The 14,496-nt window shown below is 66.9% G+C and carries 11 protein-coding genes; 5 read left to right on the forward strand and 6 right to left on the reverse strand.

Annotation, left to right across the window (positions count from 1 at the left end; all coding sequences use genetic code 11):
• Positions 1-59: 59 nt before the first annotated feature.
• The 3 genes from CSW63_RS20845 to CSW63_RS20855 all read left to right on the forward strand — a co-directional run bounded on the left by CSW63_RS20845 (position 60) and on the right by CSW63_RS20855 (position 3,848).
• Positions 60-740, forward strand: coding sequence for a DUF484 family protein (locus tag CSW63_RS20845; RefSeq protein WP_062097250.1), 681 nt, complete (start codon positions 60-62; stop codon positions 738-740).
• On the forward strand, positions 737-1,651 hold the full coding sequence (locus CSW63_RS20850) for a tyrosine recombinase XerC (RefSeq protein WP_082749578.1): 915 nt from the start codon (positions 737-739) through the stop codon (positions 1,649-1,651). Before CSW63_RS20845 ends, CSW63_RS20850 begins: the two co-directional genes overlap by 4 nt.
• Before the next feature lie 181 nt (positions 1,652-1,832).
• Positions 1,833-3,848, forward strand: a complete 2,016-nt coding sequence (locus CSW63_RS20855; protein WP_099503009.1) for a methyl-accepting chemotaxis protein — start codon at positions 1,833-1,835, stop codon at positions 3,846-3,848.
• Positions 3,849-4,030: 182 nt separating this feature from the next.
• On the opposite strand, the gene lpdA is transcribed toward CSW63_RS20855, so the two are convergent.
• Complete coding sequence (gene lpdA, locus CSW63_RS20860; RefSeq protein ID WP_062094638.1) at positions 4,031-5,431, reverse strand: dihydrolipoyl dehydrogenase; 1,401 nt, start codon at positions 5,429-5,431, stop codon at positions 4,031-4,033.
• A gap of 243 nt (positions 5,432-5,674) precedes the next feature.
• On the opposite strand from lpdA, the gene CSW63_RS20865 reads away from it, so the two are divergent.
• Together CSW63_RS20865 and CSW63_RS20870 are read left to right on the forward strand one after the other, a co-directional pair.
• Complete coding sequence (locus CSW63_RS20865) at positions 5,675-6,520, forward strand: alpha/beta hydrolase (protein ID WP_082749392.1); 846 nt, start codon at positions 5,675-5,677, stop codon at positions 6,518-6,520.
• Between the two features lie 65 nt (positions 6,521-6,585).
• Positions 6,586-7,317, forward strand: a complete 732-nt coding sequence (locus CSW63_RS20870) for an AcvB/VirJ family lysyl-phosphatidylglycerol hydrolase (protein WP_062094640.1) — start codon at positions 6,586-6,588, stop codon at positions 7,315-7,317.
• A 12-nt stretch (positions 7,318-7,329) separates the two neighbouring features.
• Here the strand turns inward: CSW63_RS20870 and CSW63_RS20875 are convergent, their stop codons facing one another.
• The 5 genes from CSW63_RS20875 to sucC form a co-directional block, all read right to left on the reverse strand.
• Positions 7,330-7,674, reverse strand: coding sequence for a DUF3088 family protein (locus CSW63_RS20875; RefSeq protein WP_062094641.1), 345 nt, complete (start codon positions 7,672-7,674; stop codon positions 7,330-7,332).
• Between the two features lie 86 nt (positions 7,675-7,760).
• Complete coding sequence (gene odhB / locus CSW63_RS20880) at positions 7,761-8,969, reverse strand: 2-oxoglutarate dehydrogenase complex dihydrolipoyllysine-residue succinyltransferase (protein WP_062094643.1); 1,209 nt, start codon at positions 8,967-8,969, stop codon at positions 7,761-7,763.
• A gap of 60 nt (positions 8,970-9,029) precedes the next feature.
• On the reverse strand, positions 9,030-11,993 hold the full coding sequence (locus CSW63_RS20885) for a 2-oxoglutarate dehydrogenase E1 component (RefSeq protein ID WP_062094645.1): 2,964 nt from the start codon (positions 11,991-11,993) through the stop codon (positions 9,030-9,032).
• 176 nt (positions 11,994-12,169) lie between these two features.
• A complete protein-coding gene (gene sucD, locus CSW63_RS20890; RefSeq protein WP_062094647.1) occupies positions 12,170-13,054 on the reverse strand; it encodes a succinate--CoA ligase subunit alpha in 885 nt (294 codons plus the stop codon).
• Entirely contained in the window at positions 13,055-14,254 is a 1,200-nt protein-coding gene (gene sucC / locus CSW63_RS20895) for an ADP-forming succinate--CoA ligase subunit beta (RefSeq protein WP_062094649.1), read from the reverse strand.
• Positions 14,255-14,496: the final 242 nt, after the last annotated feature.

The raw sequence follows: 14,496 nt of genomic DNA on the forward strand, positions 1-14,496 counted from the left end.
GTGTTAACCGTCTTGCCGCTTCATCGGGGCCAGTTAGGTCCAAAGCCGGTGGGGACGAGATGAGCGACGCGACGCGAGCGACCAAGACAACGGTCGTGGACCCCGAGAGCGTCCGCGATTTCCTCCGGACCGAGCCGGAGTTCCTCCGCCAGGACGAGAACCTGCTGGGCGAGCTGGGCCTGCGGGTCGACGCGGCCAATGTCGTCGATTTCGGGCCGCGAGCCCTCGCCCGCGCTGCGGCCGCCCACCGCCGCGAGGCGAGCGTCCGTCAGGCCATCGAGGCCAACGCCCGCGCCAACTATTCGGCCCAGGCCCAGACCCACGCCGCCGTGATCGACATGCTCGACGCGCGGAATCACTCCGACCTCGCCCGACGGGTCGACGAGATGGCCCAGCTGCGCTTCGGTCACGCCGCCGGCGTCATCGCCCTGGAAGGTCCGCACCGCGTCCCGGCGGGCTGGCGTGCCCTGGCCGAAGGCCAGGTGGACATGCTGCTGGGCGACGCGCCGATCGCGCGCATGGGCTTCTTCGCGCCGGCCCTGCCGCTGTTCGACGACAAGGCCGACACGATCCGCAGCATGGCGCTGGTCCGCATGGCGATCTGGGAGCCCCGGCGCGAGGCGCTGATCGCCTTTGGCTCGACCGACCCAGAGGGCTTCACGCCCGACATGGGCACCGAGCTGGTCAATTTCCTGGCCCGTGTGGTGGAGCGCACGGCCGAACGCTGGCCGGTCCTGTGAGCGCCCGCCAGGCCTATGTCGCCTGGCTGGACCACCTGACGCTGGAGCGCCGGGCCTCGCCGCGCACGGTGCGGGCCTATGGCGACAATGTCCTGGCCTATCTGAACTTTCTGGAAGCCCATCACGGCGAGGCGCTGAGCCTCTCGGCGATGGCCGAGGTCTCGGCGGCGGATCTTCGCGGCTACCTAGCCTTCCGGCGTCAGGGCGAAAACGCACTGGCGCCGCGCTCGCTGTCGCAGGCGCTGTCGTCCATTCGCGCCTTCCACCACTATCTGGACCAGCGCCATGGCGTGGCCAACGCCGCCATCGACCTCGTGCGGGGCCCCCGCCTGAAGGTCTCCCTGCCCCGACCGGTTTCGGAAGACCAGGCGCGCGACCTGATCGCCGAGGCCGCCGAGGACACCGAGCGCGAACCTTGGGAGACCGCTCGCGACGAAGCGGTGCTGACCCTGCTTTGGGGCTGCGGCCTTCGCATCAGCGAGGCGCTGTCGCTGCGCGAGGCCGACGCCCCGCTCGGCGCCACGCTGCGCATCTTGGGCAAGGGCGGCAAGGTCCGCCTCGTGCCCGTGCTGGACGCGGTGCGCGACGCCATCGACCTTTATCGAGACGCGCTCCCGTTCGCGCTGTCGCCGGACGACGCGCTGTTTCGCGCCAAGCGGGGCGGTCCGTTGTCGCCCCGCCACGTGCAAGGTCTCGTCCAGACCCTTCGCGGCCGGCTCGGGCTCTCGGACCGCGTCACGCCCCACGCCTTCCGGCACGCCTTCGCCACCCATCTGCTAGGGGCGGGCGCGGACCTGCGGGCGATCCAAGACCTTTTGGGGCACGCGTCGCTGTCGACCACCCAGCGCTATACGGCGGTCGACGCCGCTGGCCTGCTAGCCGCCTATCAAGCCGCTCATCCCAAGAGCTGACGCCTAGCGCGAACCGCGCCCGCGTTGGTTGTGCAAAAGCCCAATTCGGGTGCGGCAGACTGTCGCCCGAGCCCCACGGGCGCTTGCCGTTAACCGCGATTTTACCGCGTCACGTCGTTCTGGGGTTTGAGAAAAAGTACGATTTTCCGTGCCGCGACCGTTCGCCGACGAGGTCCCCCCCATGAAATTTGATGACCTGAAGATCTCAACCAAGGTTGCGCTGCCGGCCGTCATCCTGACCGTCGTCGCCCTTACGATCGTCGGCATGGACGCGATGCAGGCGCGCAAGGTGGAGGCTAACACGGAGGTGCTCGTCCACGAACGCGCGCCCGCCGAGCTGGCCTCTTCGCGCTTCAACCGGCGCCTGATGGGCCTTGGCTATGCGTCCTATCGCTCTGTGGCCAATGCGGGATCGTCGTCCGAGGCCCGGCAGGCCAGCGACGAGATCGATGAGGCCTACAAGGAGGCCAAGGAGCAGCTGGCGGAAATCAAGAAGGCCGAGCCGGCTTCGGCGAAAATGGTGGCGGACTTCGGCGCGCGTCTCGAGAAGATCTACACCAGCGCCCGCCAGGGCGCGGACCTCGGCCTGCAAGACGCCGACGAGGCCGCGATCATGGTCATGGCGGTGATCGATCCCGAAATCGCCGCCCTGAGCAAGGACGTCACCAAGTTCACCAACAGCCACAACGACGAAACCCGCGCGATGGTGGAGAAGGCTTCGAAGCAGGCCGCCGCCGGGACGATGTTCTCGATTCTGTTCGGTCTGATCGCGGCGGGTTCGGCCCTGCTGTTCGCCCTGTGGATCGGCTCGAAGAAGATTGCCGCGCCTCTGATCGCCACGTCCAAGACCATGGACATCCTGGCGCAAGGCTCGGTCGACGTCGAAGTGCGCGGCGCGGATCGCAAGGACGAGGTCGGCGCCATGGCCCGCTCGGTCCAGGTGTTCAAGGACAACGCCGTGGCCCTGCGCACCGCCGAGGCCGCTCAGCAGCGCGCCAGCGCCGAAGTGGAGGCCGAGCGCCGTCGCAACCAGGAACTTGCCGAGGCCGCCGCCAAGGAGCAGGCCATGGTCATGGAAGCCATCGCCGGCGGCTTGGCCCGCCTGTCGGACGGCGACCTGACCTACCGCCTGGATCAGCAGTTCCCCGAGGCCTACAAGCGCCTGCAGAACGATTTCAACGGCGCGATCGCCCAGCTGGAAGAGGCCATGGGCACGATCGTCCATGCCGCCAACAGCATCGGCGCGGGCTCGGACGAAATCGCCTCGGCCGCGGACGACCTGTCGCGCCGCAGCGAGCAGCAGGCCGCCAGCCTGGAAGAAACCGCCGCCGCTTTGGACGAGATCACCGCCACGGTGAAGCGCTCGTCGGCCGGCGCTCTGGAAGCCAGCAAGGTGGTCGGTTCCACCCGTTCGGACGCCGAGCGCTCCAGCGTCGTGGTCCGCAACGCCGTCGACGCCATGAACCAGATCGAAAAGTCGTCGCAGTCGATTAGCCAGATCATCGGCGTGATCGACGAGATCGCCTTCCAGACCAACCTCCTGGCGCTGAACGCCGGGGTCGAGGCCGCCCGCGCGGGTGAAGCCGGCCGAGGCTTCGCCGTCGTCGCTCAGGAAGTCCGCGCCCTGGCCCAACGCTCGGCCGACGCCGCCAAGGAGATCAAGACCCTGATCTCGACCTCGTCGCAGCAGGTCAACCAAGGTGTGTCGATGGTCGGCCAGACCGGCGAGGCCCTGGAGGCCATCGTCACCAAGGTCGGCGAGATTGACGCTCTGGTCAGCGAAATCGCTGCGTCGGGCCAGGAGCAGGCCACCGGCCTGAACCAGGTCAACGCCGCCGTCAACCAGATGGACCAGACCGTCCAGCAGAACGCCGCCATGGTCGAGCAATCGACCGCCGCCTCGCACGCGCTGAAGAGCGAAGCGGGCAATCTGATGCAGATGATCTCGAAGTTCCGCGTGCAGGGCTCGGCGAGCATGGCGGTCGCCGGCGGCTCAAAGCGCGCCAGCCGCCCCACCGCCCCGCCGCCTGCGGCCCGCGCCCCGGCGCCCGCGCCCGTCGCGAAGGGCCCGGCCCTAGCCAGCGCCACCAGCCGCCCGGGCGCCAATCCCGTCGCGGCCGCCCAGGCCAAGCTGGCCAGCTTCGCCAAGAGCTCGGCCGCGCCGGCCGCCTCTGCCGACGACTGGGAAGAGTTCTAAGCCGCTTGAGTACCGCGTAAGCCCCGCCCATCCCCTCGGCGGGGTCCCTCCCCGAAAGCAGATTGGCCCCGCCTTCCCTCAAGGCGGGGCCTTTTTCGTTCAAGCGCGCTGCAACGCCGAGACAAAAAAGGCGGGGCTTCGCCTCGCGAAACCCCGCCTCCAAGGCTTGATGAGAGCCGTCCTTAGGCCTGCATCGTCCAGCCTTCGACGCCCATGGCCGCCTGGCGCAGGGCTTCCGAGCGGGTCGGGTGCGGGTGACAGGTACGGGCCACGTCTTCCGACGCCCCGCCGAACTCCATGGCGACGCAGTATTCGGCGATCATGTCGCCGACGTTCGGGCCGACCATGTGGGCGCCGAGGATGCGATCGGTCTTGGCGTCGGCCAGGATCTTCACGAAGCCGTCGGTCTCGTGGTTGATCTTGGCGCGGCTGTTGGCCAGGAACGGGAACTTGCCGACCTTGTACGCGACGCCCGCCGCCTTCAGATCGTCTTCGGTCTGACCGACCGTGGCCACTTCGGGGCTCGTGTAAACGACGCCCGGGATGATGCCGTAGTTCACGTGGCCAGCCTTGCCCGCGATCATCTCGATGCAGGCCACGCCTTCGTCCTCGGCCTTGTGGGCCAGCATCGGACCCGAGGTGACGTCGCCGACCACCCACACGCCCGCAACGCCGGTCTTGAAGTGGTCGTTGGCGATCATCCCGCGCTTGTCCGGCGTGATGCCCACCGTCTCCAGGCCCAAGCCTTGGGTGTAGGGGCGACGGCCGATGGCGACCAGCACGTAGTCGGCCTCGATCGCCTGGGCCTCGCCGCCGGCGACCGGCTCGAAGCTCAGCTTCACGCCCTTGGCCGAAGCGGCCGCGCCGGTGACCTTGGCGCCCAGCTGGAACTTGAAGCCTTGCTTGACCAGGATCTTCTGGAAGGCGTTGGCCACTTCGGTGTCGGTGCCCGGGAGGATGCGATCCAGGTACTCGACCACGGTGACTTCCGCGCCCAGGCGCTTCCAGACCGAGCCCAGCTCCAGACCGATGACGCCGGCGCCGACGACGACCAGGTGCTTGGGCACTTCCGGCAGCGACAGGGCGCCGGTGGAGTCGATGATGCGCTTGTTGTCGACGGTCACGCCCGGAAGCGGGGTCGGCTCCGAGCCGGTGGCGATGACGATGTTCTTGGTTTCGAGGGTGGTTTCCGAACCATCCTCGGCCTTGACCACGACCTTGCCGACGCCGTCGATGCGGCCCCAGCCCTTCACGTAGTCGACCTTGTTCTTCTTCATCAGGAACTCGACGCCCTTGGTCAGGGCTTCGACGCTCTCGGCCTTCTGGGCCATCATCTGGGGCAGGTTCAGCTTCGGCTTCACCTCGATGCCCAGCTTGGCGAACTCAGGCCCCGTCGCGGCGGCGTACAGTTCCGAGGCGTGCAGCAGGGCCTTCGAGGGCATGCAGCCGACGTTCAGGCAGGTGCCGCCCAGCTTGCCGCGGCCTTCGACGATCGCGACCTTCAGGCCCAGCTGGCCAGCGCGGATCGCCGCGTTGTAGCCACCAGGACCGCCACCGATGATGACGACGTCGTACTGAGCCATGGGTGTATCGCCTTCAGGACGCGCCGGAAGCGGCGCCGGACAAATATGGGGCCTCGCCGGCCGCTTTGTCAGACCTCTGGAGGCGCGTGTTCCTTAGAGGGAACCAGGCCAAAACGGAACCCGCTTTCGACGCGCCCGGCCTTGAAAATCAAGGAGAATGGGCAGTCTTCCTGGAGCCGCGCCCCTTCCCTGCCGCCCACGACGCAGCCTAACCTTGCGGGCTCGTCCGGAGACCGTCGCATCGTGTTGAAATCCGCCGCCCTCGCCCTGGCTGTTCTTTGCGCTTCGGGCGCGTCCGCCGCCGCCGCCCAAGCCGTCCCCGAAGGAACGCCGATCGTCATCGGTCAGTCGCTGACGATCGAGTCGAAGGTTCTCTCCCAGACCCGGCGGATCAACGTCCACCTGCCGCCGGAGTACGCGAGCTCGGGTAAGACCTATCCGGTGCTGTACCTGCTGGACGGCGGCGAGAAGGAGGACTTCCCGCACATCGCCGGCCTGGCCCAGCTGGGCGAGCTGTCCTGGACCTATCGCGAGATGATCGTGGTCGGGATAGAGGGTATCGACCGTCGCCATGACCTGACCCACCCGACCACTGTCGCCGAGGAGAAGGCCGACTATCCGACCACCGGCGGCTCGGCCGCCTACCGCCGCTTCCTGGCCGAAGAGCTGAAGCCCTGGGTCGCGGCCCGCTACCGGGTCAGCAGCGAAAGCGCGATCATCGGGGAGAGCCTGGCGGGCCTGTTCGTGGTCGAGACCTTCCTGAAGCAGCCGACCCTGTTCGACGCCTATATCGCCGCCAGCCCCAGCCTGTGGTGGAGCGACCAGGCCCTGGCGCGCGGCGCGGCGGCGGATCTGGCCAAATGGCCGGTGGGTGGGCCGCGCAAGCTCTATCTGACCATCGGTGACGAGGGGACCACGATGCAGGCGGGCGTCGACAAGGTGGTGGTGGCGATCGGCGCGGCCAAGCCAGCGGGCCTAACGTTTGTCTACGACCCGATGCATCAGGAGCACCACAGCACGATTTACCATCCAGCCGCTCTGAAGGCCTTCCGCAGCGTCTGGCCCGGCCCCCGCCCGAACTCGAACTGAGCTTTGCCACAGGCCTGACATCGCGGCGCCTGGAGAGCGCCACCGATCGGTGACGTCATGTCGGCATGACCTCGCGTATCCGTCTTTTCGCCGCTCTCACCGTCTTGGCCCTCGCCGCCGGCGCGGCCCTGTCCGCGCCGGCTCGCGACCATCAGATTCCGATCGCCAGCGCCAAGCCTGGCGACACCCTCGCGGTGCTCTATTCGGGCGATGGCGGCTGGGGACCGCTCGACCAGGTCGTCGCCCGCCACCTGGCCGATGGCGGCGTGCCGACAATCGGTTTCAACTCGCTGACCTATTTCCGCACCAACCGCTCACCCGATGGCGTGGCCGGCGACTTGGCCGGCGCCGTGCGCAAGTACGAAGCCCTGTGGGGCCGCAAGAACGTGGTGCTGATCGGCTATTCGTTCGGGGCCGACGCCCTGCCGGCGATTATACCGCGACTGCCAAGCGACGTGCGTGCGCGGATCAGTCACGTGGTGCTGATCGGCACGGGGCCGGTCGGCGATCTGCGCTTCCATCCGCTCAGCTGGTTGAACCTGGCCCCGCGTGACTCGTTCGCGGTGGCCCCGGCGATCGCGGCGCTGAAGGACGTGAAGATCACTTGCATCTACGGCGACAAGGAGCGTCACGACATCTGCCCCACGCTTACGGACGCTCAGGTCGCCAAGATCCGCCTGCCCGGTGGCCACCACTTCGACGGCGACTATGCAAGATTGGGCGAGGCGGTGCTGACGGCTAGCCGATCGGCTGACCAATCTTCGAGCACGAGGCTGGAACCCGCTCGAACGCCTTGACGCAGCCTTTAATCAAAGCGGCGCGGCCAACCCATGCTTGGCCGCCAGATAGCGGGTGATCGGCCGGGCGTCGGTCAGGAACGACAGGCCTTTGGACGCTTGGATTTCGCCGTGCGGACCCGCGTCCGGCGCGGCCTGCGCCAGGATCAGGGTCGGGGCGTTCTGGTGGTCTTCGCCCAACCGCTCGACGAGGATCGCCCGCGGGCGGGCATAACCGACATAGACGATCTCCAGCATCTCGCGCAGCGCGGGATAGGTCGCCAGATACCCTTCCATCATCGCGCAGTCGGGACAGAAGCGCTCGGCGCCCTCCTTCTCGAAGTGCGGCTTGAGCAGATAGAGCGTGTCCTTGGCCATCGCATGGGATCCTGAAATGCGAACGGCCCCGACGTAGGACGCCGGGGCCGCGAATGCAAAGAAGCCTTGGAAGCTTCTTGTGAAGCTTAGAGCTCCAGCAGCAGGCGCTGCGGGTCTTCGATGGCTTCCTTGACCTTCACGAGGAAGGTCACCGCGCCGGCGCCGTCGACGATGCGGTGATCGTAGGACAGAGCCAGGTACATCATCGGGCGGATCTCGATCTTGCCGTTGATGACCATCGGACGTTCCTTGATGGCGTGCATGCCGAGGATCCCCGACTGCGGCGCGTTCAGGATCGGGGTCGACATCAGCGAGCCGTAGATGCCGCCGTTGGTGATCGTGAAGGTGCCGCCCTGCATGTCCTCGATCGCCAGCTGGCCGTTGCGGGCGCGCTTGCCGAGGTCGCCGATGGTCTTCTCGATCCCGGCCAGGTTCAGGGCGTCAGCGTCACGGACGACCGGAACCACCAGACCCTTATCGGTGCCGACGGCGACGCCGATATCGTAGTGGTTCTTGTAGATCACGTCCTGCCCGTCGATCTCGGCGTTGACGTCCGGGATCGCCTTCAGGGCCGCGACGCAGGCCTTCACGAAGAACGACATGAAGCCCAGCTTCACGCCGTGCTGCTTTTCGAAGACGTCCTTGTACTGGGCGCGCAGGGCCATCACGGCGCTCATGTCGACCTCGTTGAAGGTCGTCAGCATGGCGGCGGTGTTCTGGGCTTCCTTCAGGCGGCGAGCGATCGTCTGACGCAGGCGCGTCATCTTCACGCGCTCTTCGCGCTCGTGCAGGGCGCGCGGCGCGGCCGCAGCGGCGGCCGGAGCCGGGGCGGCGGCGCGAGCTTCCAGGGCGGCCAGGGCGTCGCCCTTGGTCACGCGGCCGTCCTTGCCGGTGCCGGCGACCTTAGACAGGTCAAGGCCCGTTTCGGCGGCGATGCGAGCCGGGGCCGGGCTGACCGGAGCAGCGGCGGGAGCCGCGGCCACGGGAGCGGCCGCCGGAGCCGGGGCCGGCTTCGGCGCTTCAGCGGCCTTCGGGGCGGCGGGAGCGGCCGCCGCCGCAGCGCCTTCGCTAACCACGCCCAGGACAGTGCCCGGAACAACCGTCGCGCCTTCCTCGGCGCCGATGGCCGACAGCACGCCGTCGGCGGGCGAGGCGACCTCGAGCGAAACCTTGTCCGTTTCCAACTCGACGAGGATCTCGTCCTTCTTCACGGCCTCACCGACCTTCTTGGTCCAGCGCGCCACCGTGGCTTCGGTGACGGATTCGCCGAGGGCGGGCGTATTGATGTCGGCCATGGGGCTTTCCGAGTCTCTCTTGCTTGGTCCGGCGGGTTTCTTGGGTACGACAGCCCTCGCTTACGCGAAGGCCTCGTTGAGGAAGGTTTCGAGCTCTTTCAGGTGGCGGCTCATCAGGCCGGCGGCCGTCGAAGCCGAGGCCGGGCGGCCCACGTACTTGGCGCGCTTGGCCTTGATGTCCAGCTTGTCCAGCGTCAGCTCCAGCCACGGATCGACGAACGTCCAGCCACCCATGTTCTTGGGCTCTTCCTGACACCAGATCAGGTCGGCGTTCTTGAAGCGGCCCAGCACATTCATCAGCGACTTCATCGGCCACGGATAGAACTGCTCCAGACGCAGCAGATAGACGTCGTCACGACCCAGCTTGGCGCGCTGGTCGACGAGGTCGAAGTAGACCTTGCCCGAGCAAACGATGACGCGCTTGATCTGATCGTCGCTCTTCAGCGTGATCCCGCCGACATCGCAGCCCGCCTCGGCGCCGTCCACCATCACGCGGTGGAAGGTCGAGCCCTCTGTGAAGTCCGACAGGTTCGAGACGGCGCGCTTGTGGCGCAGCAGGCTCTTGGGCGCCATCACGATCAGCGGCTTGCGGAATTCGCGGTGCATCTGGCGACGCAGGGCGTGGAAGTAGTTGGCCGGCGTCGTGCAGTTGACGACCTGCATGTTGTCTTCCGCGCACGACTGCAGGAAGCGCTCGAGGCGCGCCGAGCTGTGCTCGGGGCCCTGGCCCTCATAGCCGTGCGGCAGCAACATCACGAGACCGCTCATCCGCAGCCACTTGCGCTCGCCCGAGCTGATGAACTGGTCGATGACGACCTGGGCGCCGTTCACGAAGTCGCCGAACTGGCCTTCCCAAAGGGTCAGGGTGTTCGGATCGGCCAGCGAGAAGCCGTATTCGAAGCCCAGCACCGCCTCTTCCGACAGGGCCGAGTCGATCACCTCGTAGTGCGCCTGACCCGGACGGATGTTGTTCAGCGGCGTGTAGTGCTCTTCGGTCTTCTGATCGATGATGTCCGAATGGCGCTGGGTGAAGGTGCCGCGCACCGAGTCCTGGCCCGACAGGCGGACCGGAATGCCCTCGTCGAGCAGGGTGGCGAAGGCCAGGTGCTCGGCCGCGCCCCAGTCGATGCCCTCGCCCTTCTCGAACGCGTCGCGACGGTTCTCGATGGCGCGGCGAACGGTCTTGTGGGCGTCGATCCGCTCCGGGATCGTGGTGATCTGACGGCCCAGCTCACGCAGGCGCGTTTCCGGGAAGGCGGTCTTGCCGCGACGGTCCTCGTCGCCCGGCAGGGTCAGGCCGGCCCACTTGCCGTCCAGCCAGTCGGCCTTGTTGGGCTTGTAGGCCTTGCCCGCGTCGAATTCCTTGTCGAGGAAGGTCTCGAACTCCGAGACCCAGCCGTCGCTATCGGCCTGGGTGATCACGCCTTCGGCGATTAGGCGGTTGGAATAGAGTTCGCGCGTCGAGGGGTGGCCCTTGATCTTCGCGTACATCAGCGGCGACGTCATGGTCGGATCGTCGCCTTCGTTGTGGCCGAAGCGACGGTAGCAGACCATGTCGATGACCACGTCCTTGCCGAACTTCTGGCGGTACTCGGTCGCGACCTTGGCGGCGAAGACGACGGCTTCGGGATCGTCGCCGTTCACGTGGAAGATCGGCGCCTCGACCATCAGCGCCATGTCGCTGGGGTACGGCGAGCTGCGCGAATAGCGCGGGCTGGTGGTGAAACCGATCTGGTTGTTGACGATGAAGTGGATGGTGCCGCCCGTGCGGTAACCCTTCAGGCCCGACAGGGTGAAGCACTCTGCCACGACGCCCTGGCCGGCGAAGGCGGCGTCGCCGTGCAGCAGCAGCGGCAGCACGTGGCCGCGACCGGCGTCCGGCTGCTCGCGCAGGGTGAAGGCCTGCTTGGCGCGGGCCTTGCCGATCACGACCGGGTTGACGATTTCCAGGTGCGAGGGGTTGGCCGTCAGCGACAGGTGGACCTTGTTGTCGTCGAACTCACGGTCCGACGAGGCGCCCATGTGATACTTCACGTCGCCCGAGCCCTCGACGTCCGAGGGCACCGACGAGCCGCCTTGGAACTCGTGGAAGATCACGTGGTAGGGCTTGCCCATCACGGCGGCCAGCACGTTCAGGCGGCCGCGGTGCGGCATGCCGAGGACGATGTCCTTCACGCCCAGGGCGCCGCCGCGCTTGATGATCTGCTCCAGGGCCGGAACCATGGCCTCGCCGCCGTCCAGGCCGAAGCGCTTGGTTCCGGGGAAACGCTTGTGCAGGAAGCGCTCGAAGCCTTCGGCCTCGATCAGCTTTTTCAGGATGGCGACCTTGCCCTCCTTGGAGAAGGTGATTTCCTTGTCGCGACCCTCGATACGCTCCTGCAGCCAGGCCTTCTCGGCCGGGTCGGAGATATGCATGTACTGGACGCCGACATTGCCGCAGTAGGTGCGGCGGACGATCGACAGGATTTCGCGGACCGTGGCGGTCTCCAGGCCCAGCACGTAGTCGAGGAAGATCGGACGGTCGTAGTCGGCTTCCGAGAAACCGTACGAGGCCGGATCCAGCTCGGTGGCGTCCTTCGGCGGATCCAGGCCCAGCGGATCGAGATTGGCGGCCAGGTGCCCGCGCACGCGGTAGGCGCGGATCATCATGATGGCGCGCAGGCTGTCCAGCGTGGCGGCGCGGACGGCCTCGGCGTTGGCGCCGGGAGCCTTGGCCTCAATAGCCTTGGACACCTTGGCTTCGATGGCGGGGGCCACGGTGGCCCACTGGCCGTCCAGGGCCGACAGCCAGTCGGGACGGACGGTCGGGACCTTCTTGGGGGTCCAGGCCGGGTCCTGCGCGGCGCGCTTAACCTGATCGGCCTGCTCCTGCAGGCTAGCGAAGAAGGCGTTCCACGAGGGCTCGACCGATCCGGGGTTCTCCGCCCACTGGGCGTAGAGGTCCTCAACGAACGCCGCATTGGCGCCGTAGAGGAAGCTGGTCTCGGTCAAGACCTGGTTGATGATGCCTGCGTCGTCCGCCATCGTTCTTCGCCTTAGATCCGCTGCATTACGGGACCGCTACCGCACAGCCCGTAAATATAGTCTCTCAATCACCCGGGCGCCCGTCGCTTCGCGGGGCCCAGGTGATTTTTTCGGATCGTCGACTGGCGGTCGCAAAAAACCTGGGCCCCGCGCGCAGCGGGGTTTCGGTGTCTAGTTTAGCCCTTCAGGACTTCCAGCAGGGTTTCGCCCAGCTTGGCCGGCGACGGCGAGACGCGGATACCGGCCTCTTCCATCGCCGCGATCTTGTCCTCGGCGCCGCCCTTGCCGCCCGACACGATGGCGCCGGCGTGGCCCATGTGACGGCCGGGAGGGGCTGTACGACCGGCGATGAAGCCGACCATCGGCTTCTTGCGGCCGCGCTTGGCTTCGTCCTTCAGGAACTGGGCCGCTTCTTCTTCGGCCGAGCCGCCGATTTCACCGATCATGACGATCGACTTGGTGGCTTCGTCGGCCAGGAACATTTCCAGGACGTCGATGAACTCGGTGCCCTTGACCGGGTCACCGCCGATGCCGACAGCGGTCGTCTGGCCCAGGCCCGCATTGGTGGTCTGGAACACCGCTTCGTAGGTCAGGGTGCCCGAACGCGAAACCACGCCGACCGAGCCTTCCGAGAAGATCGAGCCCGGCATGATGCCGATCTTGCACTGCTTGGGCGTCAGGACGCCCGGGCAGTTGGGTCCGATCAGGCGCGACTTGGAGCCTTGCAGGGCCTTCTTGACCTTGACCATGTCCAGCACCGGGATGCCCTCGGTGATGCAGACGATCAGCGGGATCTCAGCCTCGATGGCTTCGAGGATCGAGTCGGCCGCGAAGGGCGGCGGGACATAGATCACCGAGGCGTCGGCGCCGGTGCGGTCCTTGGCTTCGGCGACGGTGTCGAACACCGGCAGGCCGATGTGGGTTTGACCGCCCTTGCCCGGGGTGACGCCGCCGACCATCTGCGTGCCGTACGCGATGGCCTGCTCGGTGTGGAACGTGCCTTGAGCGCCGGTGATGCCCTGGCAGATGACCTTGGTGTGGGAACCGATCAGAACCGACATTTAGCGGGCGCCCTTCACAGCGGCGACGATCTTCTCGGCGCCGTCAGACAGATCGTTGGCGGCGATGACGTTCAGGCCGCTTTCCGAGATGATTTTCTTGCCGAGTTCGACGTTGGTGCCTTCCAGGCGGACGACCAGCGGAACCTGCAGGCCGACTTCCTTCACGGCGGCGATGACGCCTTCCGCGATGATGTCGCAGCGCATGATGCCGCCGAAGATGTTGACCAGGATGCCCTTCACGGCCGGATCGGCGGTGATGATCTTGAAGGCCGCGGTGACCTTCTCCTTCGACGCGCCGCCGCCGACATCGAGGAAGTTGGCCGGCTCGGCGCCGTACAGCTTGATGATGTCCATGGTGGCCATGGCCAGACCGGCGCCGTTGACCATGCAGCCGATTTCGCCGTCGAGGGCGATATAGGCCAGGTCATACTTCGAGGCTTCGATTTCCTTGGGGTCTTCTTCGGTCTCGTCGCGCAGGGCCTTGATGTCCGGGTGACGGAACAGGCTGTTGCCGTCGAACGACAGCTTGGCGTCGAGGACGCGCAGGTGATCATCCGCCGTCACGATCAGCGGGTTGATCTCCAGCATGGCCATGTCCTTGGCCATGAACGCCGTATAGAGCTGGTTCAGCAGCGAGGCGGCTTCCTTGGCGAGGCCCCCGGTCAGGCCCAGGGCCTTGGCCAGCGCGCGCTGGTGGGTCGGCCACACGCCCGTCGCCGGGTCGATGGTGAAGGTGTGGATCTTCTCAGGCGTCGAGTGAGCGACGTCCTCGATGTCCATGCCGCCTTCGGTCGAGGCGACGACCGAGACCTTGCTCGAGGCGCGGTCAACCAGCAGCGACAGGTAGAATTCCTTGGCGATCGCCGCGCCTTCTTCGATGTAGAGGCGGTTGACCTGCTTGCCCTTGGGGCCGGTCTGGTGCGTCACAAGGACGCGGCCCAGCATTTCCTCGGCGTTCGAACGAACTTCGTCGACCGACTTGACGACGCGAACGCCGCCCTTGGCGTCGGGGCCCAGGCCCTCGAACTTGCCCTTGCCACGGCCACCGGCGTGGATCTGGCTCTTCACGACGAAGACCGGCCCGCCCAGCTTCTCGGCGGCGGCGGCGGCTTCATCGGGCGTGAACGCGGCGAAACCGCGCGGCACGGGGGCGCCGAACTCGGCGAGTACGGCTTTGGCTTGATGTTCGTGGATGTTCATGAGGGCCCGGTCTCGACGACGGCTTTCTGAAATGTGGCCGGGTTATAGGAGCGCTATTTCGCAGGCGCAACCGCGCGCGGACGATAAGGTGAAGGCTTGCGCGGTTATCTTGTCCGATAGGCTACCGTCGCCGCCCGTTTGGGCGAGCGTGGCAAGGAAGCCCTTGACGAGGCGGCATTGTTACCGCTCCCAATTCCATCCCAAGCCGGGATCGCGGCGTTGCTCAGGACTCGATCCGCCGG

The organism is Caulobacter sp. FWC26, assembly GCF_002742645.2.
Taxonomy (GTDB): domain Bacteria; phylum Pseudomonadota; class Alphaproteobacteria; order Caulobacterales; family Caulobacteraceae; genus Caulobacter.

Excerpts from the sequence above, each read along its gene's own strand:
- CSW63_RS20845 (WP_062097250.1), top strand. The coding sequence starts at position 60 with ATGAGCGACGCGACGCGAGCGACCAAGACAACGGTCGTGGACCCCGAG.
- sucD (WP_062094647.1), bottom strand. The coding sequence starts at position 13,054 with ATGTCGGTTCTGATCGGTTCCCACACCAAGGTCATCTGCCAGGGCATC.
- CSW63_RS20885 (WP_062094645.1), bottom strand. The coding sequence starts at position 11,993 with ATGGCGGACGACGCAGGCATCATCAACCAGGTCTTGACCGAGACCAGC.
- odhB (WP_062094643.1), bottom strand. The coding sequence starts at position 8,969 with ATGGCCGACATCAATACGCCCGCCCTCGGCGAATCCGTCACCGAAGCC.
- lpdA (WP_062094638.1), bottom strand. The coding sequence starts at position 5,431 with ATGGCTCAGTACGACGTCGTCATCATCGGTGGCGGTCCTGGTGGCTAC.
- CSW63_RS20870 (WP_062094640.1), top strand. The coding sequence starts at position 6,586 with ATGACCTCGCGTATCCGTCTTTTCGCCGCTCTCACCGTCTTGGCCCTC.
- sucC (WP_062094649.1), bottom strand. The coding sequence starts at position 14,254 with ATGAACATCCACGAACATCAAGCCAAAGCCGTACTCGCCGAGTTCGGC.
- CSW63_RS20855 (WP_099503009.1), top strand. The coding sequence starts at position 1,833 with ATGAAATTTGATGACCTGAAGATCTCAACCAAGGTTGCGCTGCCGGCC.
- CSW63_RS20875 (WP_062094641.1), bottom strand. The coding sequence starts at position 7,674 with ATGGCCAAGGACACGCTCTATCTGCTCAAGCCGCACTTCGAGAAGGAG.